Origin of the sequence: Acidipropionibacterium jensenii DSM 20535, assembly GCF_000425285.1 — a bacterium.
GTDB lineage: Bacteria > Actinomycetota > Actinomycetes > Propionibacteriales > Propionibacteriaceae > Acidipropionibacterium > Acidipropionibacterium jensenii.
Genome location: NZ_AUDD01000014.1, coordinates 18,107 through 41,079, shown reverse-complemented (window position 1 = coordinate 41,079; position 22,973 = coordinate 18,107). Strand labels below are relative to the sequence as shown.

Below are 22,973 nucleotides of genomic sequence, written 5' to 3'. Positions count from 1 at the left end.
AGTGCCGGTCAGTCCAGCCCCGAGGTGGTCACCGCCTGAGCGAGGTAGCGCTGCAGGAAGAGGAAGACGATCACCACCGGGATGATGGCCACCAGGGCCCCGGCGAACAGCTGGGCGTAGTCGACCCCCTGGCTGGTCATGAACCGGCTCAGCGTGAGCTGGATGGTCCGGGTGTTGTCGCGGGCCACCAGCAGCGGCCACAGGAAGGCGTTCCATGCGCCGATGAAGGTGATGGTGAACACGGCGGCGACGATCCCCATCGAGTTGGGAAGCACCACTCGCCACATCACCGTCCACGGGTTGGCGCCGTCCAGCTCGGCGGCCTCCTCGAGCTCCTTGGGGAAGCCGAGCAGGGACTGGCGGAACAGGTAGGTGGCGAAGGCCGAGAACATCACCGGGATGATGAGGCCCCGGTAGGAGTCGATCCAGCCGAACTCGCTGGTCATGATGAAGCTCGGCACGAAGGTCACCGCGGCCGGCACCATCAGGGTGAGGATGGTGAGCTTGAGGATCACCCCGGCGGCCCGGTTGGTGAACCTGGCCAGCCCGTAGCCGGCCATGAAGCTCACGATGACGGTGAGCACCGTCTGGCCCACCGACTGCACGGCGGAGTGCATCATCGCGCTGGCCAGGCCCAGGTCCGAGTCGGAGAACAGGCCGGTGATCACCGACGGGTTGAGATTGTCGGGGATCCAGCGCCACTGCGGGGAGACGAACCCGGCGTCGGAGGTGAAGGCGTTGCGGAAGATGACGTAGAAGGGCAGCAGGAAGACCACCGACAGCCCCAGCAGGAGGACGACCTTGACGGCGTGGGTGATCCGGCCCACTCTCCCCTGGACCATCCGGGAGGCCGATGACGACTCGCTCATGACTGTCTCCTGTCGGCGCGGGTGACCCACCAGTTCTGGAGGAGTCCGAAGACCACGATGACGGCGGTGAGGATCATCGTTCCGGCGCCGCCGAGTCCCAGGTCCTGCTGGGATCCGCCGACGCTGATCATGTACAGGTGCAGCAGCGGCGGCCGCGCGTACGGCGGGTAGGAGCCGGCGGTGGACAGCATGTTGTAGAACTCGTCGAAGGCCTGGAAGGCCCCGATGAGCAGCAGCATGAGCACCGCGTTGCTCGTCGAGCGCAGCTGCGGCAGGGTGATGTAGCGCAGCCTGCGCCAGCCGGAGGCCCCGTCGATGGCGGCCGCCTCATAGGTGTCGACCGGGATCTGGTTGAGCCCGGCGATGAGCAGGATCATGTAGTAGCCGACCTGCAGCCACAACCGCAGCGAGACCAGCGCCAGCCAGTACCAGGAGTTCGCGCCGCCGAGCCAGTCGACGGTTCCCAGGCCCAGGCTCGCCAGCACCGAGTTGATGAGGCCGAACCGCGCCCCGTTGAAGAAGGACAGCCGCCAGACCATGGCGGCCACCACGTAGGAGCAGGCGGTGGGGATGAAGAACACCGACCGGAAGAAGGCGCGCAGTCGGCCCACATTGTCCAGGGCCAGCGCCAGGGCCAGCGAACAGGCATAGGTGACCGGGACGATGACCACCGCGAAGATGATGAAGGTGAGCATCGAGTCGCGGAACAACGGGTCTGCCAGCAGGTACCGGTAGTTGGCCAGTCCGACGAAGTGGGTCGGCCGGATGGTCGCCCGGGCGTCGAAGAAGGACAGATAGGCGCTCCAGACGATCGGAACGTAGACGAACACCAGCAGCCCCACCAGGAAGGGGGTGACGAAGACGGCGAACCACAGGTTGCGCCCCTGCCGTCCGCGGATCCGGTCCCACAAAGACCTGTGGCGGGCGGTCTGCCCGGTGGGGACCGCTGGTGCGATACTCACTTCTTGATGCGCTTCAGCTCGCTCTGGGCGGTCTTCTGCACGGCCGCGAACTCCGTCTTGGCGTTGGCCTTCTTCTTGACGACATTGGTGAGGGCGGCGTTGAAGGCGTCGGAGATGGTGCTGGTCCACAGCAGACCGGAGGCGTGCCCCAGCTTGTCGACGAACTCGGCCGCGTCGCGGCCGGCCCCGCTGGCGATCTGGGAGGCTTGGCTCACCAGGTCGGTGCGGGCCGGGATGTGGGTGCCGTAGGAGTTCGCGAAGTCGATCTGCTTGTCGGTCTGGTCGACCCACAGCCACTTGATGAAGGCCTTGGCGCCGCTGACATTGTTACTGGCACCCTTGGCCGCGGCGCAGGAGCCGTAGGCACCGAAGGGCACCGACTGGCGGCCGGTGGAGCCGATCGCCGGGAAGGGCAGGACGCCGAAGTCGTCGCCCCACTTCTTCTTGATGTCGTTCAGCGCCCACAGTCCGGTCCACTGCATCGCGGTCTCCCCATTGACGAAGGGGGAGCCGTCGAACCAGTCCTTGGAGGCGCTGGTGAGCAGGGCGCCGGAGGCGTAGAAGTCCCGGTAGGCGTTGACGCCGTCCAGGAAGTTGGACTCCATGAATCCCAGGTCGGAGTCGTCGCTGTTGAGCTGGTCGAAGCCGGCGCTCCAGACCAGCATGTTGGCCAGCACTCCCAGGCCGCCGTCGTTGCCGGCGAAGAACCCGCCCATGGTGTTGGTCCGCACGGCCTTGGCGGCCTTCAACAGATCGGCGAAGGTCTTCGGCGGCTCCACCTTGGCCTTCTCCAGCACCGACTTGCGGTAGTAGAGCATCTGCATGTCGACGACCTGGGGGGCCGCGTAGATCTTGCCCTGGTAGGTCATCCGCTCCAGGACGGGCTTGGAGAACTTGCTCGCGGAGTCGCCGATGGTGTCGGTGAGGTCGACGACCTGGCCCTTCTGGATCATGTCCAGGGTGGCGCCGTTCTCCGACTCGAAGACGTCGGGGACGCCGTTGCCCGACAGCAGGGTGGTGGCCAGCAGGGTCATGTAGTCGGTGCCGGGGTTCCACTTCACCGTCACGTCGGCATTCTTGTAGGCCTTGGCGTAGCGGTTGACGGCGTCCTGGACGCCCTTCTCGCCGTACTCGTGGTACCACTGGATGAGCTTTGCGGAGCCGGAACCCCCGGAGGCACTGGCATTCGATCCGGTGCTCACACCACCGGAGTTCGAGCCGCAGGCGGACAGGACAGCAGCTGCGGCGAGACCGGTCGCGCCCGTGATGAAGTGACGTCGGGAGAAGTTCATGACTCGAAGCTTAGGACCGCAACGGTGACATTTCACCCACTGGACGAGGCCGGCCAGTGGTCCGGCGACCGTCCCTTCAGCGTCTACATCCATGTCCCCTTCTGCGCCTCCCGGTGCGGCTACTGCGACTTCAACACCTATGTTCTGGCCAGTCAGGGGCCCGATGCCGGCCAGCGTTATCTGCGCGCCGCGCACGGCGAGATCGAGGCCGCTGCGTCCGCGCTGGCCGGCCACGACGCCCGCCCGGCGTCCACGGTGTTCTTCGGGGGCGGAACCCCGACCATGCTCACCCCCGACCAGCTGGGCGGTCTGGTCCGCCACGTGCAACAGGTGTGGGGGCTGGCTCCGGGCGCGGAGGTGACCACCGAGGCCAACCCCGAGACCCTCTCCGAGGAGGTCCTCGACGGCCTGCTGGAGGCGGGGATCAACCGGCTCTCGATGGGGATGCAGTCGGCCGACCGGGCGGTCCTGAAGCTGCTGGACCGCGTCCACACCCCGGGTCGGGCGGTGGAGATGGCCCGGCTGGCGCGGCGCTGCGGCTTCGACGACATCTCCCTGGACCTCATCTTCGGCACCCCGGGGGAGACCCTCGAGTCGTGGCGGACCAGCCTGCGGACCGCCCTGTCGGCCGATCCCGACCACATCTCGGCCTACTCCCTCATCGTGGAGGAGGGCACCCGGCTGGCGGCCCGGATCAGACGCGGGGAGGTGCCGATGACAGACGAGGACGACCTGGCCGACAAGTACCTGGCCAGCGAGGAGATCCTCACCGGGGCCGGCTTCGTCAACTACGAGGTGTCCAACTGGGCGAGGCCCAGCACCGGCCCCGACGGCCTGGTCGACCGGCACCGGGCCGAGCACAACATGGCCTACTGGCTGGGCCATGACTGGTGGGGGATCGGTCCGGGGGCCCACTCCCACCTCGGCCGGGCCCGCTGGTGGAACGTCAAGCATCCGGCGCGCTACGCGGCACTGTGCGCCGACGGGGAGCTGCCCGTCGACGACGGGGAGGTGCTGGGCCCCGAGGAGCACCACGAGGAGACCGTGCTGCTGAGGCTGCGGCTGGCCGACGGGCTGCCGCTGGCCGAGCTGCGGGCCGACGAGCTCGGCCGGGCCCGGCGGGTGACCGCCGAGGGGCTGGGGGAGGAGTCCGACGGGGTGCTGCGACTCAACCTGAGGGGACGCCTGCTGGCCGACCGGATCATCACCGACCTGCTGGTGTGAGCGGCGAGGAGCCCGCCTGGCGCGCATGGCCCGGCTCGTGATGTCAGGGGGCGCCGTTAAGGTTGCGTGCATGGCTGATCGATACAGTTCCGATGTCCTGCAACCGGGCTGGCAGCAGCAGGGACGCCCCAGGAGCACCGACGTGCCCCTCCAGCTGGACCTGGTCGTCGAGGACCCCTCCACCGGATATGTCGGTGCCGTGGTCGGCTGGGAGAACGGTCTGGTGATCCTGGAGGACCGCCGTGGCGCCCGGCGGGCCTTCCCGGGCGGCCCGGGATTCTGGATCGACGGCGAACCGGTCAACCTGTGCATCCCCCCTCGCCAGGGCACCGCCCGGCGCACCCACACCGCGTCGGGCTCCCTCAGCAGCCCCGAGCACGAGGCCGCGAGGGTGGCGCTGCCCAGCCGCATCTACGTCGAGGGACGCCACGACGCCGAACTGGTCGAGAAGATCTGGGGGGATGACCTTCGCCACGTCGGCGTCGTCGTGGAGTTCATGGGCGGCATGGACGATCTGGTGGGTATCGTCGCCGAGTTCCGGCCCGGCCCCGGGCACCGCCTCGGCGTGCTCGTCGACCACCTGGTGGCCGGAACCAAGGAGTCGCGGGTCGCCGCCCAGGTCGCCAAGGGCGGCTACGGCGACTACGTCATGATCACCGGCCACCGATTCATCGACGTGTGGCAGGCCATCAAGCCCGAGCGGATCGGGCGGAAGGCCTGGCCCGAGGTGCCGATGGACGAGGACTTCAAGCTCGGCACCCTGAAAAGGCTCGGGCTTCCCCACGAGGGCCAGTCCGACGTCGGCAAGGCCTGGCAGGCCATGCTGGCCCGGGTGCGCGACTGGCACGACCTGGACCCGCGCTTCAACACCGAGATGGAGCGGCTCATCGACTTCGTCACCTGCGACCACATGGAGGACGCCGGATGACCGCAGAACTCGATACAGACGAGGTGGCGCAGATCATCCGCGGAGTGGCTGAGCGCATCGTCGAGCCGCACTTCCGCCACCTGGATCCGGACCAGGTCCATGAGAAGACCCACCCCGGCGACCTCGTCACCGACTTCGACCGGCAGGCCGAGCTGGCGCTGAGCGCCGAGCTGGTGGGCCGCGGCGGCGGGCTCGCGGTGGGGGAGGAGGCCGTCTTCGCCGACCCTGATGTTCTCTCGGGCCTTCCCGACGCGCCCTTGGCCTGGGTTATCGACCCTATCGACGGCACCCGCAACTTCGTCAACGGGTCCGACGACCACGCCGTCATGGTGGCCGAGGTGCGGGCCGGGGTGACGGTGCGAGGCTGGATCTATCAGCCGCGGCACGAGCACATGTACATCGCCGAGGCGGGAGCCGGTACCTGGCGCGACGGTGAGAAGGTCACTCGGCCGTCGTCCGGGGATCCTGTGATCGCGGTGACGACCCACGAGGCCTTTCAGCAGGCCCCGCAATCTGTTTCGGGACCGCGGTTGGATTGGGGATGGTCGCGCTGGTGCTGCGGGGTGGATTACCCGCGAGTGCTCACCGGGGACGTGGACGCCACCGTGTATCTGCATTCCCATCCGTGGGACCACCTGTCCGGGGCATTGATGCTGCGGGAACTCGGCGGGGTCGTGCGGACCTTGTCGGGCCACGATTTCGGAGTAAAGGAATTCCATCGCGACCCGTTGATCGTGGCCTCCGACGAGCCGGCGTACCGGGCGGTCGCCGACGCCCTGATAGGGCTCGGCGTCACGGTTCGGTAACGGTTGCCATTGTGCGACTTCCTGCCGCTGGGGACCAGCTCTACTGTTCTGACAACTCAGTTCTCAGAGAGGAGAGTCATGAGGTTTCACAAGCGGATCGTCCTACCGTTCGCCATTCTCGGACTGGTCGCTGCGGGGCTCGGCGCCGGGTCTGTGCCGGCCCAGGCTGGCCCGTCCCCGTCCCCCTCGGACAAGACATGTATTGCGAGAGATGCCGACGGGCAGGTCACCTGGACGGGCGATGCGACCATGGACATGACCGAGATGGGCGAGGATCTCGCGGCCCTGATTGCCGACCATCCGGGGAACGCGACCGGTACGGCGTTCTGTTCTCACTATGAGGGCCTCGCGGTCTACCTGTCGGATCCCACGCCGGAGCTGACGGCGAGCATCAAGGCGATTGGCGCCCAACATCCGAAGGCTGTCATCGAGACCCATATCGTTCCGCACTCCCTGGCTGATCTCGAAGCCACGGGTCGGACACTTGCGGTCAGCCTCGGGTTGGGCGACAACATGGTCGGTTGGGGACCGGTGATCTATGACGGCTCACTTGAGGTGGACGTGAAGGAAGCGGCTCTGACACAGAGGGTTCAAGCCAAGACGTCGGTGCCGTCCTCCTCGAAGGGGACGTCGAGTCCGGTCGCTGTGTCATATCGTCCGAGTGCCGAAGGTCAGGATGCTGCGACGCGGCTCGCGGATTCGTCGCCGTGGTATATGGGCGGGCGGCTCAGCTGGAGCAATTCCTACTGCTCATCGGGGATTCCGATCACGGTCAAGGGCGTCCATACGCTGATGACGGCCGGTCATTGCACGGGGAGCAGCTTCACCAACAACGGTTCCGTGGTGGGCACGCAGTACACGACGGCCTATCCCGGCAATGCCAACCGCTATGGCGATTGGAAGCTCATCAAGGGATCGAGCTACGCCAAGCGGGTCTTCAGCGGTGGGCTGTCAAGTGGAGACAGCCATCCCATCACGGCCGCGCGGTGGGCGACCCTTCCGCTCGGCAATGGGATGTGCACGTCAGGGAGCACGTCCGGCCAGATCTGCAGGTACAAGGTCAATAGCACTGGTCGGTCCCTGACCGTGGATGGGGTGACGAGCAACCATCTCATTGAGTTGTATCACGGTACCCGTGATAAGGGTGGGTTCAGAGGCGGGGATTCAGGAGGGACCTGCTACTACGCGAACTCCAACGGTATGACTGTGGCGGGGATCGTCAAGGGGACGAAGCCTTGGCCAAAGGGAATGAGTTATTACTGCACGGACCTCATGGGTCTACGTGCCTGGAATTCTTCGGCGGCGCTGGGGTGACCGGCATGTCTCATGGCCGGAAAATAATATTGGGAGCCGTTGCTATCTTGACTGTGACGTCGGGTTGTGCCGGGACCGGCGACAAAGGGACTCCTGCTCGTCCGTCCTCGGCATCACGCTCTTCTTCTGCGAGTGCCTCGGCCCCGTCACCGGCCTGCACGAAGGAGGCGGTGAAAGATGCGCCGAAACTGACCTTTGACAAGGCGAAGACACTCATCGGGACTCTGCCGTGGTACTGCGATATTGACACTGAGTCGGGGAGGATCGATGTCGGCAGGCCTCACGACACGTCAACGACGACTGAAGTGTGGATGAGGGCGCTCAGCACGGACGTCGCGTTGCCCAAGGGCTTCCAGGTTGACCCATCGGTGGAATCGTATGTGGACATCAATGGAAGCTGGTACCGCGTGCGCTACGCGGGCGGGCCGGGCCAGGATGCCCCTGCCCAGGTTTCCCCATCGTCCAGCAGCTCCTGAATATCAGCGTCTGCTCAACGGAAGCAGGTTCTTCCGGGTGATTCCCCGGGCCGCCAGCTGATCGGCGATCCGGGGGATCCACTCGCTGATCGTGTCCTTCGAGAACGGCCACTCGTGGGCGGCCTGGATCTTATCGACCGGCGTCCCGGCCTCCATCGATGCCTTCACCTGGTCGACGCACCGCGCGATGTCGGCGTTCTGGGCCATCACCGCGTCGGCGTCCACCGGATCCCCGTGGCCGGGCACATAGCGCCCCTTGCCGTCGGTCGCGGTGATCATCGACCCGACCGCCGAGGGCCAGTTCCAGAAGTCAGTGGAGTCGTCGGCCTGCGGGTCTCCGGAGGTCTCCACCAGATCCCCGGTGAAGGTGACATCCTCCCCGGCCACCCGCACCACGAGATCCCCGTCGGTGTGGCCGGCACCGGGATGGAGCACCTCGGCCCCCAGCCCGCCCAGATCCACATACGCCAGAAGCGAGATGGGGTGGGCGACTGCTGGGGGATCGGCCAGATGCGCCAGCGCCGCTCGGTGCATCCACGCCTCGGCGTCGGCCACCCCGGCCAGCCCGCCGCAATGGTCCTCGTGGGAATGGGTCACCACCACCCGGTCCACCGGACGGCCGATCGCGCGCGCCGCTCCCCAGGCCAGCGCGCGGCCCTGCTCCGGCGTCGAACCCGTGTCCACCAGCAGGATGTGCTCGTCCCCGATCACCAGCCCGCAGGTCACCGCGCAGGGCTCCAGGCGGGTCGTCCACACTCTCGCCGTCAGCGGCGACCACTCGACCTCGGCTGTGATGTCCATGCCGCCAGCATGGCACGGAAGATGCGGGGCGCGAACACCACGGCCCGCCGCGATAGACTGGCACTCGCTCTGTAAGAGTGCCAGAATTCACGGGATCCGAGGTGAGGAGGGGCAGTGCTCGACGATCGCAAACTCGACGTGCTCAAGGCCATCGTCACCGACTACGTCTCGAGCAGGGAGCCGGTGGGATCCAAGGCCTTGGTGGAGCGCCACGGCCTGCACGTCTCGCCGGCCACCGTGCGCAATGACATGGCCGCGCTGGAGGAGGAGGGCTACATCAGCCATCCGCACACCAGCGCCGGTCGGATCCCGACCGACAAGGGCTACCGGCTCTTCGTCGACCGGATCGCCACCGTCAAACCCCTCTCGGGTCCCGAACGACGCGCGATCGCGAGCTTCATGAACGGCGCGGTCGACATCGACGACATCGTCACCCGCACGGTGAGGCTGCTGGCCCAGATCACCCATCAGGTGGCGATCATGCAGTACCCGGTGGCCTCCTCCTCGTCGATCCGACACCTGGAGCTGGTCGGACTGTCGGCCGACCGGGTGCTCATCGTCCTGATCACCTCCACCGGCGCCGTCGAGCAGCGCACCCTGGAGCTTCCCGGCCACACCGAGGACCTGCTGGCCAGGCTGCGCAACCGTCTCAACCAGCTGCTGGTCGGACGCACCCCGGCCGAGTCTGCCGACCTGCTGTCCGGATTCCTCGAGGAGTTCGACCCGACCACCCGGCCGATGGCCGCCAGCGTGACCGCCGGCGTCCTGGAGATCCTGTCCGCCGACCCGTCGGCACGGGTGCTGGTCTCCGGGGTGCCCAATCTCACCCGCTTCGGACCGACCCTGCACACCTCCATCCAGCCCGTTCTGGAGGCGCTGGAGGAGCAGGTCGTGCTGCTGCGCCTGCTCGGCGACGCCACCTCCGACGGTTCGGCAGGTCTGACCGTGCGGATCGGCTCCGAGAACTCCGACGAGAACTTCCAGTCGACCTCGGTCGTCGTGAGCACCTATGGTGACGACGGTGGCCGGTCGGGACTGGGCGTCGTCGGCCCCACCCTGATGGACTACCCCTCGACGATGGCCGGGGTCCGGGCGATCGCCCGGTATGTCGGCAGATTCCTGGCAGAAGGATGACCCCACCCCATGAGCAGTGACTACTACGAGGTCCTCGGCGTCGCCCGCGACGCGAGTGCCGATGACATCAAGCGCGCCTACCGCAAGAAGGCGATGAAGCTCCACCCCGATGTCGCCGGACCCGGTTCCGAGGAGGCCTTCAAGGAGGCCCAGGAGGCCTACGAGGTGCTCCAGGACCCCCAGAAGAGGGCGGTCTTCGACCGCGGCGGCGACCCGGCCCACCAGGGCGCGGGCGGTTTCGGCGACGCCGGATTCGGCGGCGGCGGGTTCGACTTCACCAACCTGGTCGACGCGATGTTCGGCGGCGGCTCGCCGTTCGGCGGGCAGGGCGGGTCGCGGCGCGGTCCGCGCTCCCGGGTGCGTCGTGGCCAGGACGCCCTGGTCCGGTTGCGTCTGACTCTGGCCGAGGCGGTCTTCGGGGTCACCAAGCCTCTGGACGTCGACACCGCGGTGGTCTGCCCGAAGTGCCACGGCAAGGGGTCCGACGGGGACTCCGAGCCGGTCACCTGCACCACCTGCGAGGGAGCCGGCGAGGTGATCACCGTGCAGCGGTCCTTCCTCGGCGACATCCGTACCACCCAGCCCTGCCCCACCTGCCGGGGCTACGGCAGCGTCATCCCGAACCCCTGCTCCGAGTGCTCGGGGGAGGGCAGGGTGCGCACCTCGCGCACCATCAACGTCAAGATCCCGGCCGGCGTCGACGACGGCAACCGGATCCATCTGGACTCCCAGGGAGAGGTCGGCCCCGGCGGCGGTCCGGCCGGCGACCTCTACGTCGAACTGTCGGTGGCCCCTCACGAGGTCTTCCGCCGCGACGGCGCGAACCTGGAGATGGCCATCGAGGTGCCGATGACCGCTGCGGCGCTTGGCACCACGGTCTCGGTGCGCACTCTGGAGGCCGACCGCGAGGACATGGACGAGGACCAGTCCAGCGTCGAGGTGGAGATTCCCGCCGGAACCCAGTCCGGGGCCCGGATCGTCGTGGAGGGCCGCGGCATCCCGCGGCTGCGCGGCGGCGGCCGGGGTGACCTGGGGGTCTCCCTGCTGGTGAGGACGCCCACGAAGCTCGACGGGCACCAGAAGGACCTGCTGCGAGAGTTCGCCGAGTCGCGGGGTGAGCACGAGGGTCGCGCCTCGGTGCACACCTCCGGTTCGAAGGGGGTCTTCTCCCGCCTCAAGGAGGCCTTCGGAGGATGAGCAATCCCTGCTTCATCGCTGAGATCGGTGACGCCGGTCCGGGCGACATCGTCGAGATCACCGGGTCCGAGGGCCATCACGCCGCAACCGTGCGGCGGATCGAGGTGGGCGAGTCGGTGCTGGTGACCGACGGCCACGGCACCGCCGTGCGGGGACCGGCGGTCGAGGTGAGCCGCAGTGCGGTGCGGGTGGAGGTGGTCGACAGACTCTCCAGCCCCGACCACCCGATTCGCTGGGTGGCCGTCCAGGCCCTCATCAAGGGGCCGCGCGCCGACCTGGTCGTCGAGACCCTCACCGAGCTCGGCGTCGACGAGATCATCGCCTGGCAGGCATCCCGGTCGATCGTCCGGTGGGGGGCCGAGAAGCGCGAGAAGGCCTTGGACCGCTGGCGCAGCACCGCCCGCGAGGCCACCAAGCAGTCGCGCCGGTTCCGGGTGCCGACGGTGACGATGGCCAGCACCGCCCAGCTGCGCTCCCGGATCTCGACGGCCCAGGGGGCCTTCGTCCTCCACGAGAGCGCCACCGACCCGATCCGCCCGTCCGACCTGCCCGCCTCCGGAGAGGTGATAATGGTGGTCGGCCCGGAGGGCGGCATCACCCCCGAGGAGCTGTCAGCTTTTACCGAGGCCGGTGCGGTCCCGGTGCTGGTGGCCGACGCCGTCCTGCGCGCCTCCACCGCACCGGTAGTCGGACTGGCCCAGCTGCAGGCTCTCAGCCAGCTGTGAGCCGCCCGGCGGCCCGACTCACTTCGAGCGTCCGCCCAGGGCGATCAGCAGCAGCCCGCCGGCCAGGCTGGCGTTCTTGAAGAAGTGGATCTTGTTGCCCTGACGCTCCTCGCCCTCCTTCTCCCAGAACCGGTGGCCGACGACGGTCACCGGGACCATCTGGGCGGCCAGCACGGCGGCCGACAGCCGCGGCAGGATACCCAGCGCCACACCGGCTCCGGCGGCGGCCATCACGATGCCGTCGAGCTTCACCAGGGTCTCGGAGTCCACCTGACCGGCGGCCTCGCGCAGCCCGGCGGGCAGCTTCTCCCTGGCGGCGTCCAGTGCAGGGGCGAGCTTGTCGGCGTTCTGCAGCTCTCCGATGCCGCCACTGATGAAGGTGGTCGACAGGAGCGACCGGCCGATGAACCTGCTGAAAGACATACTTCCTCCTCGTATCGGTGTTTCCTCACCACGAACGCTACTCATCGCGCCACGATTCCCTGCAATCCCTCCACACGCTTCCTCCATACGCCTCCTCCCCGCGGTCTTCCGGTGGAGTCCCCGCGGTCTTCCGGTGGAGTCGCGCTCAGGAGCCCAGCGCCAGGGCCAGCGGCAGGATCTCGCCGGCACCGGCCAGCCGGAGCTGCCGGGCCGCCACCGTCATGGTCCAGCGGCTGATGATGACATCGTCGACCAGCAGCACCGGGGCCCCGGCCAGGGCGCCGATCCGCTCGGCCAGCCCTTCACCGACCCGGAACCGGCCCTGCAGGTCTCGGATCCGGAAGGCGGAGTTGACGTGCGGGTCCAGCGGTTCGGCGCCGGGTGCCAGGTCCAGGGATCCCAGGTCGTCGAGCCGCCCGGCCCGGGCGACCCCGGCGGCCAGCGAGTCCACCAGTCGCGGCCGGCTCACAGAGGGCACCCGGACCACCGCCGCCGGTCGCAGCGACCAGTCCCACTCGGCGAGCACCCGCAGGCAGGCCCCCGCCAGGCCGGCGGGCACCTCGGCGTCGACCGGGCGGCCCTGCTCGTCGGTGGTGAGCAGCTCGCGCAGCGGTCCTCCCCAGCCCAGGTCGGAGAGCCTGGCGATCACCCGGCCCTCGCGGGCCTGCTGGTCGACAGGGATGCGACCCCTCAGATCGACCCCGAGCCGGTCCAGGCCGGTCGGCCAGCTGCGCCGGGGCTCAACCGGCACCCCGACCCGGTCCAGCGCCTGGCGCGCCCGGTCCTGCTGGTCCGGGTCGACGTCGGTGGGGTACCACGCTCCGGCGCAGACATCGCAGCGCCCGCACGGGGTGGTGTCGGGATCGTCCAGCTGTCCGGTGAGGAACCTCATCCGGCAGCTGTCCAGGTGCTCGTAGCGCTCCATGGCGTCCTGCTCGGCGGCCCGGGCGGCGGCGATCCGGGCGTACCGCTGGGCGTCGTAGACCCAGCCCCGGCCGGTGGACCGCCAGCCTCCCTGGACCCGCTCCACCGCGCCGTCGACGGCCAGCACCTTGAGCAGCAGCTCCAGGGGACTGCGGCGGATGTCGACCCGGGCCTCCAGGGCCGGGGTGGACAGCGTCTGCTCGGTGGACAGCGCCGACAGCACGGCGTCGGCGCGCTGCTCGGTGGGCATCCCGCTGGTGGCGAAGTAGTGCCAGATGTCGCGGTCCTCCGGCCCGGGCAGCAGCAGGACGTCGGCCGAGGCGGTGGCGCGGCCGGCGCGGCCGACCTGCTGGTAGTAGGCCACCGGTGAGCTCGGTGCCCCCAGGTGGATGACGAAGCCCAGGTCCGGCTTGTCGAATCCCATTCCCAGGGCGCTGGTGGCCACCAGCGCCTTCACCCGGTTCCCGGTGAGCTCGGTCTCCAGATCGGCGCGCTCCTCGGCGTCGGTGCGCCCGGTGTAGGCCTTGACGTGGTGGCCGGCCTCGACGAGTGCCCGGGCGGTGTCCTCGGCGGCCGAGACGGTGAGGCAGTAGATGATCCCCGAGCCGGTGCACTCGCCGAGATGGGAGCACAACCAGGCCAGTCGCAGCTCGGGGCGGGGGAGATCCAGCACCCCCAGTCGCAGGGAGTCGCGGGCCAGCGGGCCGCGCAGCACGAAGACCCCGCGGTCCTCGCCGGGCTGGTCGGCCGGGGCGATCTGCTCGACGACATCGGTGACCACCCGCGAGTTGGCGGTGGCCGTGGTGGCCAGCACCGGCACCCCGGCCGGCAGGGCGGCCACCAGGTCGCGGATCCGCCGGTAGTCGGGGCGGAAGTCGTGGCCCCAGTCGGAGATGCAGTGGGCCTCGTCGATGACCAGCATGCCCATCCTCGCGGTGAGCTCGGGCAGCTGCTCGGCGGCGAACCGCGGGTTGACCAGGCGTTCGGGGGAGACCAGCAGGACATCCAGGCTGTCCTGGTCGAGGAGGGAGCGGATCTGGTCCCACTCGGTGACATTGGCGCTGGAAATCGAGGCGGCGCGCACCCCGGCCCGTTCGGCGGCCCCCACCTGGTCGCGCATCAGGGCCAGCAGGGGAGAGACGATGAGGGCCGGTCCGCTGCCGGCGCGGCGCTGCAGCAGGGCGGCCACGAAGTAGACCGCCGACTTGCCCCAGCCGGTCCGCTCCACCACCAGGGCGCGCCGGTGGTCGGCCACCAGGGCCTCGATGGCCTCCCACTGGCCGGCGTGGAAGTCGGCGTGCGGGTTCCCGGTGAGCCTGCGCAGGATGTCGAGGCCCTGGTCCCTGAGTTCGGTCATGGACCCACCGTGCCAGAGGGCACCGACAGGTTCTGGAGGATCACCGACCCGACCACGGTCCCGGGGTCAGAACCGCAGCTCCAGGGCCGGCACCACCTCGGCGACATTCTGCTGCTGGGTCTCCACGATCCCGCCCAGCCACTCCGTGACGCCGATCCGCTGCTCCTCGTCCAGGCCCTGGACCACCGTCAGGTACTCCTGGCCCTCGCCGGCCGCTGCCCCGCACAGTCGCACGAGCTCGGCCGGGGCCGGGCCGTCGACCACCGCCAGCGCGGCCACAACGTCGTCCAGACGCTCCAGCAGCTGGCTGCGGCCCTCGTCGTCGGGGTGCAGCCGACCGACCAGATTGCGCACCCTCTTGATCCGTTCGGCGCGGATGTCGGTGAGGTTCACCAGGGCCGCCGCCAGCAGCAGCGGGCCGAACTCCAGCTGGGAGAGGAAGAGCCGGCGGATCTGGCGGTACCAGGACTCCAGGGCCGACAGGTTCGCGACATAGGAGACATTCCTGGAGATGATCCGCGACAGCTGCCGGTAGGAGGCCGGGGTGACCGGCCGACGGACCTCGGCGGGACGCGGCGGCAGCACCAGCTGGCCGTCCTCCTCGACGTCGTCGCGCAGCACCGACCCGGCGCCGACCACGGTGCCGAAGCCGGTTGAGACCGGACCGACCGTCCCGCCCTGGCCGCCCAGGAAGATCGGCGGCTGGTTCAGCAGCACCCCGCGCGGGACGTCGCCGAACAGGGACGCGGTGGTCTTGTCCCCGTCGGGGGTGAAGTTGAAGTGGATGTAGGAGGAGCCGACCTCGGAGTGCTGGCGGCGGGAGGTGCCGCCCGCCATCAGGAGGTCGCAGAAGTTGATGAGACTGCCCAGGGTGACGAAGGGGAACAGCACGGTCTGCTTGAGCCCGACGGTGTGGGCGGCGCTGGCCTGCTCCTCCAGAATCGTGCCGGGCCTGACATGGGCCCCCGAGGCCATCGAGGCGCCGGCCAGCAGGACCGCCCCCTCGGCGTACCCGCCGGCCAGCGCGACGCCCTCCCCGAGCTGGCAGTCCTGGATGGTCATCGGGGCCTCGGCGCCGAGCACGCAGCCGGCGGAGACCACGGTGCGGGAGCCGCGGATCCGGCACCCGGGATGAATGACGACATTGGTCCCGCTGATCCGGTCGATGTTGACGTCGTCGTCGATGTCGACGGTCCAGGGGTTGGGGATGCGCACCCCCTTGGCGGTGAGGGCCTCCACCTTGTCGAGGCCGCGCGGTCGCAGTTCCACAGCTGGTCCTTCCTCGGTTCTGGGCTGCCAGCCTAGTGCTCGCCGGTGGCAGTCGCAGCCGATCTGCCGCGACCCAGCACGAGGACGGAGGCGGTGATGACGCACGCCATCCCGAGGATCTGGGGCAGCCCCATGGTCTGGCCGAGGACCACCAGACCGGCCAGCGCGGCGACCGCCGGATCCCCTCCCGACAGGATCCCGTAGGCCTTGGTGGACAGCTTGCGCAGGGCGTACATCTCCAGGCTGTAGGGCAGCGCCGAGGACATCAGGGCCACCGCCGCGCCGATCAGCAGGTGGCGCGGCCGGATGAGTTCGACGCCGGCGCTGGCGATCCCCAGGGGCAGCATCACGACGGCGCAGATCAGCATCGCCCAGGTGAGCCCGCGCAGCGTCTCCCACCGGGCGCCGACCGCCTGGGAGGCCTTCGCGTAGAGCGCCCAGCAGGCCCCGGCCAGCAGCGCCAGGAGCACCCCCGGGATGCTGACGTGAGCCCAGTCGGCACCCACCGCCCCCGAGACCCCGACCACCCCCAGGGCGGCCAGCAGCACGGCCAGGTAGTCGCGGCGGGTGCGCGAGCCGAGGGCCGCCATCGTCATCGGGCCGACGAACTCGATGGTGACCGCCACCCCGATCGGCAGATACCTCAGACTGAAGTAGAAGGCGGTGTTCATCGCCCCCAGGGCCGCCGCCAGAGCCACCACCCGCCACCAGTCCGAGGCGCTGTGAGGCCGTCCGGTGCGGTGGTCGCGCAGACTGGGACGGGCCACCGGGATGAGGATCAGGGAGGCGATCGTCAGCCTCAGCGCGACGGTGCCCAACGGCCCGATCTGCGGGATGAGGGTGGCCGCGAAGGCGCCGCCGAACTGCACCGACAGGATCGAGGCGAGCATGTAGACGACTCCTGGCACGGTGCGACAATATGCCCCATGCCCCTCGGTTTCGACATGACCTCCCGCCTCGACAACGGACTGGGGAGGACCGGAACCATCCACACCCCGCACGGCGACATCCAGACCCCGGCCTTCGTGGTGGTGGGCACCAAGGCCACCGTCAAGGCGATGCTGCCCGAGACGGTCGCCCAGCTGGGAGCCCAGGCGGTGCTGGCCAACGCCTACCACCTGTTCCTCCAGCCCGGCCCCGAACTGATTGACGAGGCCGGCGGGCTGGGCCGGTTCATGAACTGGACCGGACCCACCTTCACCGACTCCGGCGGGTTCCAGGTGCTCAGCCTGGGAGCCGGGTTCAAGAAGACCCTCGCGATGGACGTCGCCGATCTCACCGAGGCCGATGTGATCGCCGCCGACGCCGACCGCAAGGCGATGGTCGACGACGACGGGGTGACCTTCCGCAGCCCCCTCAACGGCGACCTGCACCGGTTCACCCCGGAGGTGTCGATGGGAATCCAGCACCACCTGGGGGCCGACATCATGTTCGCCTTCGACGAGCTGACCACCCTGATGAACACCCGCGGCTATCAGCAGGAGGCCTTGGAGCGGACCAGGCGGTGGGCGCTGAGGTGCCTGGCCGAGCACCGCCGCCTCACCGAGGAGCGCACCGGAAAGCCCTACCAGGCCCTCTTCGGGGTGATCCAGGGCGCCCAGTACGAGGATCTGCGGCGCACCGCCTGCCGCGACCTGGCCGCCATGGAGGTCGACGGTCAGCGGTTCGACGGGTTCGGGATCGGCGGGGCGATCGAGAAGCAGAACCTCGGCCGGATCGTCGGCTGGTGCGCGCAGGAGCTGCCCGAGAACCGGCCCCGCCACCTGCTGGGGATCTCTGAGCCCGACGACCTGTTCGCGGCCTGCCGGGCCGGGGCCGACACCTTCGACTGCGTCAATCCCTCCCGGGTGGCGCGCAATGCCGCGATCTACACCGTCGACGGCCGCTACAACGTCAACACCGCACGGTTCCGCCGCGACCTGGGTCCCCTGGAGCCCGGCTGCGACTGCTACACCTGCACCCACTACTCCAGGGCCTACCTGCACCACCTCTTCAAGGCCCGCGAGATGCTGGCCAACACCCTGGCCACCATCCACAACGAGAGATGGACGGTGCGGCTGGTCGACTCGATCCGCTCGGCGATGGCCTCCGGGCAGCTCGACGACCTGGAGACCGAGTTCATGGGCCGCTGGAACGCCCACGGCGGTCGGCTGCCGGCCCCCAGATCCGCCTCGGTCGGCGCGGCCGGATCAGTCGGCTCGGCTGCGGCCGCCGCGGCCGGTGCGGGCGGCGCGAAGGAGTGAGTTCGCTACCCTCGGGACATGCGCACCGCCCTGGTGGACTTCCTCAGCCTCGATGACCTGTGGGAGCGCCCCGCGCCGCGCTCCCGGATCATCCGGGTCCCGGTGGTGGGATGGCTGTCGGCGGTCGACCTGCTGGTGGCCGCGACGGGGGTCCTGGTCATCGGGCTGACCGTCTGGCTCCAGCAGGTGCAGGTCCGCGTCGACACCGGGTCGGTCTGGCGCCAGGTCGTCTCGGTCCTGGTGCTTGGCCTGATCCTGTGCCTGAGACGCCGCTTCCCGCTGACCCAGGGGGGCGCCTCGGCCGCCCACCTGCTGATCGGCAGCTTCCTCACCCCGCTGGTGAGCGCCAGCTTCTTCACCCAGGTGCTCTACTTCGTCTCGCTGCACGCCGCGGTGGCCTGGGGAGCCAGTCGCCGGGCCGCCTGGGGCCTCATCGCGGCCGTCGAGCTCGCCCTGCTGGGCTGGGTGGCGGTGATCTTCGCCCGGACGAACTCGCTGGCCCAGATCATGAAGGACCTGGCCCCCCAGGCCCGCGGTGTCAACGGCCTGGTGCGTCTGGTGGTGCTCTACGCCCTCATCAACACCGCCTTCGTGGTGGGCGCCGCCGCCCTGGGACAGGTGTCCTGGCGGGAGGCCAGGGCCCTGCACCGGGCCCGCGAGCAGGCCGCCACGATCGCCGCCCAGAGATCCCGGCTGGCCGACCAGGCGGTGGTCGCCGAGAGGCTGCGGATCTCCCGTGAGATCCACGACTCGGTGAGCCACCACGTCTCGGTGATCGGCATCCAGGCCGCTGGCGCCCGGCGGGCGATGGAGGTGGCCCCTGACCAGGCCCGCCAGGCCCTGTCGGCGATCGAGGAGGAGTCGCGTCTGGCTGTCACCGAGATGCACTCCCTGCTCGGTTCGCTGCGGCAGGGCACCGGGGTCGATCCCGGACTGTCGGACCTCGCGGAGCTGTGCTCGGGGCCGCACCGCCACCGGCTCGACCTGGACATCGTGGGGGACACCGAGGCGGTCGGACCGGCACTGGGACTGACCGTCTACCGGGTGGTCCAGGAGGCGATCACCAATGTCGAGAAGCACGCCAGGGCCGCCCACGCCCACGTGGCGGTGCGGATCGGCCCCGACCAGGTGGAGGTCGAGGTGACCGACGACGGGCGCGGCGCGCGGACGTCTCCACCGGGCGGCACACGACCGGGCAGCACACGACCGGGCGGCACACGACCCGTCGGCACCAAGGGCGACTCAACGGGCCGTGAGGACTCCGGGCTCGACGGCGGCGCCGGAGTGGGGCTGATCGGTATGGCCGAGCGGGTCGCCGCCCACCGGGGGACCCTGGAGACCGGCCCCCGGGTCACCGGAGGCTGGCGGGTGCTGGCACGACTGCCGCTCGTCCCGGGGGAGAGCTCATGAGGGTGCTGCTGGCCGACGACCAGAAACTGGTGCGCACCGGGTTCCGGCTCATCCTGTCGGTGGAGCCGGACATCGAGGTGGTGGGGGAGGCCGCCGACGGCCGGCAGGCGGTCGAACAGGCCGCCCGGCTCCAGCCCGACCTGGTGCTGATGGATGTCCAGATGCCGGTCCTGGACGGCATCGCCGCGACCCGCGAGATCACCGCGGCCGGCCGGACGAAGGTCGTGATCCTCACCACCTTCGACCGCGACGACTACCTCTTCGACGCCCTGGACGCCGGGGCCAGCGGGTTCATGCTCAAGAACGCCGACGCCGAGGCCCTGGTGGCCGGGCTGAGACAGGTCCACGAGGGGTACTCGCTGCTGGCCCCCGAGGTGACCAGGAGGGTCATCGAGTCGCGACTCGGCAGTGCCACCGGCGGTGCTGACCGCAGTGCCCCCGGCGGTGGATCCGGGGATCCCGAGGGGGACCCCGACCCCCGCCTGGAGGTGCTCACCGCCAGGGAGCGGGAGGTGGCCGTGCAGGTGGCCCGGGGGCTGTCCAACGCCGAGATCGCCGCCGAGCTGTTCGTCTCGGAGGCCACCGTCAAGACCCACGTCTCCAACTGCCTGTCCAAGCTGGACCTGCGCGACCGGGTCCAACTCGTGGCACTCGCCTACGAGTCGGGTCTCATCCGCGCGGGGGAGGGCTGATCTCCCTCCTGCGGCCGATGTGCCGGCGGGCCGTCCGCGGTGGAATGGAGTCATGACCGATCACCAGAGGACGAGTACGGCCGGCGGCATCGAGGTGAGCGAGCTCACCCGCCGCTACGGCGAAGTTCTGGCCGCCGACCGGGTGAGCTTCACCGTCCCCCCGGGCACCATGACCGGGTTCGTCGGGGCCAACGGCGCCGGGAAGACCACCACCATGCGGATGATCGTCGGGGTGCTGGCGATCACCTCCGGATCGGTGAGCTTCAACGGCCACCCGATCACCGCCGCCGACCGCCGCGGCATCGGCTACATGCCCGAGGAGCGCGGCCTGTACCCCAAGCAGCCGATCGTCGACCAGCTGGTCTACCTGGCCCGGATCCGCGGGGTCTCGGCCCAGGCCGCCCAGCAGCAGACGATGTCCTACCTGGAGCGGTTCGGGCTGGCCGACCGGGCCAAGGACAAGGTCGAGACGCTGTCCCTGGGCAATCAGCAGCGTGTCCAGGTGACCGCGGCGCTGCTGGGCAGCCCGGTGGCCCTCATCCTCGACGAGCCTTTCTCCGGGCTGGACCCGATGGCCGTCGACGCGATGGCCGAGGTCCTGCGGGAGGCCAGCTCGTCGGGGGTCCCGGTGCTGTTCAGCTCCCATCAGCTCGACCTGGTCGAGAGGCTGTGCGACCGGCTGGTGATCCTCAGCGGTGGCCGGGTGGTCGCCCAGGGATCCACCGACGAGCTGCGCGGATCGGGTCCTCGACGTCACCGGCTCTGCGCCGACACCGACCTGGGATGGTTGCGCTCGGCCCGCGGGGTCGACGTCGTCGACCTGGGCGGCACCACCGCCGTCCTCGAGTTCACCGAGCCCGGCGCCGACCAGGCCGTCCTCGCCGAGGCGCTCAGACGCGGCGAGGTCACCGAGTTCTCCCGCATCGTCCCCACCCTGTCCGAGATCTACCGAGAGGCGGCGGCATCATGAGTCGACCGGACACCACCCCGGACCAGCGGACCGGCAGCCTGTGGCAGATCGTCACCGGCCGCGAGATCTCCGCGAAACTCCACGACAAGACCTTCATCACCTCCACCGTCACCACCCTGCTGCTGATGGTGGTGGTCTTCGGGCTGTCCTTCCTGTTCAACGGGCGCTCCCAGACCACCACGGTGGCCGTCCTGGACGACCGCGGCGCCCAGCTGGTCGCCACCGCCCAGCAGCTCAACCGGGCCACCGGCTCCGACAACACGATCCGCGCCCTGCCGGTCTCCTCGGCGGCCCAGGCCGCCCAGCAGATGCGCGACGGCAACGCCAAGGCGCTGCTCCAGCGCACCGGCGACCAGTGGCGGCTGTCGGGGTTGAAGACCTCCCCGACCGCCACCACCTGGTCCACCCGGGCGATCTCCCAGGCCGTCGCCGGGGAGGCGACGGCCGAGAACGCCCGCGCTCTGGGAGTCTCCCCGCAGCGTCTCACCGCGGGCACCCAGCTGGCCCTGGGCAGTCTCGGCAGCGAGCACGACGCCGAGAAGCAGGCGGCCGCCACCGTCCTGGGGATCGTCTTCGCCGTGCTGTTCTACCTGTCGATGATCATCTTCGGGTACGCCATCGCGAACTCGGTGGTCGAGGAGAAGCAGTCGCGGATCGCCGAGATCCTGCTCACCGCGATCCCCTCGCGACAGCTGCTGCTCGGCAAGATCCTCGGCAACACCGTGCTGGCGATGGGCCAGATGGTGCTCATCGTCGGGGTGGCGCTGGCCGGGCTGTCCTTCTCCCCGTGGAGCGAGTACCTGTCGATGGTGACCGCCCCGGCGCTGTGGTTCCTGGTCTACTTCGTGGTCGGGTTCGTGGCCCTGGCCTGCCTGTGGGCCGCCTCCGGGGCACTGGCCGGCCGTTCGGAGGACGTCAGCTCCACCTCGATGCCGCTGCTGATGGTCGTGATGGCCGTCTACTTCTACGGGATGCTGGCCAACGGCTCCTCCCAGGTGATCGCCTCCTACATCCCGGTGGCCTCGGCCATCGCGATGCCCACCCGGCTGGTGAGCGGATCGGCCGACTGGTGGGAGCCGATCGTCTCGATCGCCATCTCGCTGGTCTTCTCGGTCCTCACGATCTGGGCCGGGGAGCGGATCTACCGGCGGGCCATCCTCCAGACCGGCGGGAAGACCTCGCTGCGGAAGGCCTGGCGCAACGTCGACGTGGTGCGCTGAGGGGTCAGGCCACGCTCACCCGCTCGGCGGCCGCCAGGCCCTCCTGGTAGCTCGGCTCGCGCTTCTTGATCCAGCCGATCACCCGGGTGGTGACCGGGATCAGGGCGTACTCCACCAGGGTCTTCCACAGAAACCCGAAGAAGGCGTAGTTGACCCACTGGCCGAAGCTGGTGATGCCGACCACCGGGGCGGCGATGGTGCAGAAGATGACGGTGTCGACGAGCTCCCCGACGCCGGTCGAGCCCATCAGCCGCCCCACCAGGCCGCGCTCCCGGTAGTGGGCCTTCAACCGGACCATGATGAGGGAGTTGGTCATCTGGCCGGCCAGGAAGCCGCACAGTCCGGCGACCACGATCTGCCAGACGGGCCCCAGGGCCGCGGCGATCGCGGCGTCGTGCTCGGTGGAGTAGGAGTCCCCCAGGCCGGGCAGGGCGATGATCACCCAGAAGCACAGCACCGCGAGGATGGCCATCAGGAATCCCATCACGATGCCGCGACGGGCCGCCCGCAGCCCGTAGACCTCGGTGGTGATGTCACCGAGCACATAGGCCAGCGGGAACAGGAAGAATCCGCCATCGGTGGTGATGGGGCCCAGCTGGACCCCCTTCGACCCTCCGATGTTGGAGATGATCACCACCACGCACATCGCGGTGAGAATGATGTCGTAGTGGCTGGAGCCGCGATCGGCGTAGACGGCGCGGGGGGCTTCGGAGGGTTGATCTGTCACGGGGCGACAT

20 protein-coding genes and 2 pseudogenes are annotated in these 22,973 nt (G+C 69.4%); 12 read left to right on the top strand and 10 right to left on the bottom strand.

Annotation, left to right across the window (positions count from 1 at the left end):
* Positions 1-8: 8 nt before the first annotated feature.
* The 3 genes from H590_RS0109805 to H590_RS0109795 are packed head-to-tail and all read right to left on the bottom strand — an operon-like array spanning position 9 to position 3,123.
* Positions 9-869 (bottom strand): carbohydrate ABC transporter permease, encoded by an 861-nt coding sequence (locus H590_RS0109805; protein ID WP_084149427.1) that lies wholly within the window; start codon positions 867-869, stop codon positions 9-11.
* Complete coding sequence (locus tag H590_RS0109800) at positions 866-1,831, bottom strand: carbohydrate ABC transporter permease (RefSeq protein ID WP_232020971.1); 966 nt, start codon at positions 1,829-1,831, stop codon at positions 866-868. The genes H590_RS0109805 and H590_RS0109800 overlap by 4 nt, the downstream gene beginning before the upstream one ends.
* Complete coding sequence (locus H590_RS0109795; protein ID WP_028703412.1) at positions 1,828-3,123, bottom strand: ABC transporter substrate-binding protein; 1,296 nt, start codon at positions 3,121-3,123, stop codon at positions 1,828-1,830. The genes H590_RS0109800 and H590_RS0109795 overlap by 4 nt, the downstream gene beginning before the upstream one ends.
* Positions 3,124-3,147: 24 nt before the next feature.
* Here H590_RS0109795 and hemW point away from each other — a divergent pair, with 24 nt between their 5' ends.
* From hemW to H590_RS0109775, 4 genes are all read left to right on the top strand, one after another.
* The gene (hemW, locus tag H590_RS0109790) at positions 3,148-4,347 is read left to right on the top strand and encodes a radical SAM family heme chaperone HemW (protein ID WP_051238455.1); all 1,200 of its coding nucleotides are present in this window, start codon (positions 3,148-3,150) and stop codon (positions 4,345-4,347) included.
* A 70-nt stretch (positions 4,348-4,417) separates the two neighbouring features.
* The gene (locus H590_RS0109785) at positions 4,418-5,275 is read left to right on the top strand and encodes a DUF3097 domain-containing protein (protein ID WP_028703410.1); all 858 of its coding nucleotides are present in this window, start codon (positions 4,418-4,420) and stop codon (positions 5,273-5,275) included.
* Positions 5,272-6,081, top strand: a complete 810-nt coding sequence (locus H590_RS0109780) for an inositol monophosphatase family protein (protein ID WP_015070130.1) — start codon at positions 5,272-5,274, stop codon at positions 6,079-6,081. The genes H590_RS0109785 and H590_RS0109780 overlap by 4 nt, the downstream gene beginning before the upstream one ends.
* A gap of 78 nt (positions 6,082-6,159) precedes the next feature.
* The gene (locus tag H590_RS0109775) at positions 6,160-7,395 is read left to right on the top strand and encodes a chymotrypsin family serine protease (RefSeq protein ID WP_028703409.1); all 1,236 of its coding nucleotides are present in this window, start codon (positions 6,160-6,162) and stop codon (positions 7,393-7,395) included.
* A 10-nt stretch (positions 7,396-7,405) separates the two neighbouring features.
* Here H590_RS0109775 and H590_RS18930 read toward each other — a convergent pair whose 3' ends face one another.
* Together H590_RS18930 and H590_RS0109765 are read right to left on the bottom strand one after the other, a co-directional pair.
* The gene (locus tag H590_RS18930) at positions 7,406-7,612 is read right to left on the bottom strand and encodes a hypothetical protein (RefSeq protein ID WP_154655319.1); all 207 of its coding nucleotides are present in this window, start codon (positions 7,610-7,612) and stop codon (positions 7,406-7,408) included.
* Positions 7,613-8,054: 442 nt separating this feature from the next.
* Positions 8,055-8,672: pseudogene (locus H590_RS0109765) on the bottom strand (MBL fold metallo-hydrolase); the annotation flags it as partial.
* A 114-nt stretch (positions 8,673-8,786) separates the two neighbouring features.
* On the opposite strand from H590_RS0109765, the gene hrcA reads away from it, so the two are divergent.
* The 3 genes from hrcA to H590_RS0109750 are packed head-to-tail and all read left to right on the top strand — an operon-like array spanning position 8,787 to position 11,728.
* Complete coding sequence (gene hrcA, locus H590_RS0109760) at positions 8,787-9,806, top strand: heat-inducible transcriptional repressor HrcA (protein WP_028703406.1); 1,020 nt, start codon at positions 8,787-8,789, stop codon at positions 9,804-9,806.
* Between the two features lie 9 nt (positions 9,807-9,815).
* A complete protein-coding gene (gene dnaJ, locus H590_RS0109755) occupies positions 9,816-11,003 on the top strand; it encodes a molecular chaperone DnaJ (protein WP_028703405.1) in 1,188 nt (395 codons plus the stop codon).
* Positions 11,000-11,728 (top strand): 16S rRNA (uracil(1498)-N(3))-methyltransferase, encoded by a 729-nt coding sequence (locus tag H590_RS0109750; RefSeq protein ID WP_028703404.1) that lies wholly within the window; start codon positions 11,000-11,002, stop codon positions 11,726-11,728. The genes dnaJ and H590_RS0109750 overlap by 4 nt, the downstream gene beginning before the upstream one ends.
* 18 nt (positions 11,729-11,746) lie before the next feature.
* Here H590_RS0109750 and H590_RS0109745 read toward each other — a convergent pair whose 3' ends face one another.
* The 4 genes from H590_RS0109745 to H590_RS0109730 form a co-directional block, all read right to left on the bottom strand.
* The gene (locus H590_RS0109745; protein ID WP_028703403.1) at positions 11,747-12,151 is read right to left on the bottom strand and encodes a DoxX family membrane protein; all 405 of its coding nucleotides are present in this window, start codon (positions 12,149-12,151) and stop codon (positions 11,747-11,749) included.
* Between the two features lie 145 nt (positions 12,152-12,296).
* Complete coding sequence (locus H590_RS0109740) at positions 12,297-14,432, bottom strand: RecQ family ATP-dependent DNA helicase (RefSeq protein ID WP_028703402.1); 2,136 nt, start codon at positions 14,430-14,432, stop codon at positions 12,297-12,299.
* A 66-nt stretch (positions 14,433-14,498) separates the two neighbouring features.
* On the bottom strand, positions 14,499-15,701 hold the full coding sequence (locus H590_RS0109735) for a UDP-N-acetylglucosamine pyrophosphorylase (RefSeq protein WP_028703401.1): 1,203 nt from the start codon (positions 15,699-15,701) through the stop codon (positions 14,499-14,501).
* 32 nt (positions 15,702-15,733) lie between these two features.
* Complete coding sequence (locus tag H590_RS0109730) at positions 15,734-16,591, bottom strand: EamA family transporter (RefSeq protein ID WP_036981904.1); 858 nt, start codon at positions 16,589-16,591, stop codon at positions 15,734-15,736.
* Positions 16,592-16,627: 36 nt separating this feature from the next.
* On the opposite strand from H590_RS0109730, the pseudogene tgt reads away from it, so the two are divergent.
* The 5 genes and pseudogenes from tgt to H590_RS0109705 form a co-directional block, all read left to right on the top strand.
* Positions 16,628-17,854: pseudogene (gene tgt, locus H590_RS16020) on the top strand (tRNA guanosine(34) transglycosylase Tgt); the annotation flags it as partial.
* Between the two features lie 108 nt (positions 17,855-17,962).
* Complete coding sequence (locus H590_RS0109720) at positions 17,963-19,354, top strand: sensor histidine kinase (RefSeq protein ID WP_028703399.1); 1,392 nt, start codon at positions 17,963-17,965, stop codon at positions 19,352-19,354.
* A complete protein-coding gene (locus tag H590_RS0109715) occupies positions 19,351-20,046 on the top strand; it encodes a response regulator transcription factor (RefSeq protein ID WP_028703398.1) in 696 nt (231 codons plus the stop codon). The genes H590_RS0109720 and H590_RS0109715 overlap by 4 nt, the downstream gene beginning before the upstream one ends.
* 52 nt (positions 20,047-20,098) lie before the next feature.
* The gene (locus H590_RS0109710) at positions 20,099-21,016 is read left to right on the top strand and encodes an ABC transporter ATP-binding protein (protein WP_028703397.1); all 918 of its coding nucleotides are present in this window, start codon (positions 20,099-20,101) and stop codon (positions 21,014-21,016) included.
* Entirely contained in the window at positions 21,013-22,236 is a 1,224-nt protein-coding gene (locus tag H590_RS0109705) for an ABC transporter permease (protein ID WP_028703396.1), read from the top strand. Before H590_RS0109710 ends, H590_RS0109705 begins: the two co-directional genes overlap by 4 nt.
* Before the next feature lie 4 nt (positions 22,237-22,240).
* Here the strand turns inward: H590_RS0109705 and H590_RS0109700 are convergent, their stop codons facing one another.
* Positions 22,241-22,963 (bottom strand): queuosine precursor transporter, encoded by a 723-nt coding sequence (locus tag H590_RS0109700; protein WP_028703395.1) that lies wholly within the window; start codon positions 22,961-22,963, stop codon positions 22,241-22,243.
* Positions 22,964-22,973: the final 10 nt, after the last annotated feature.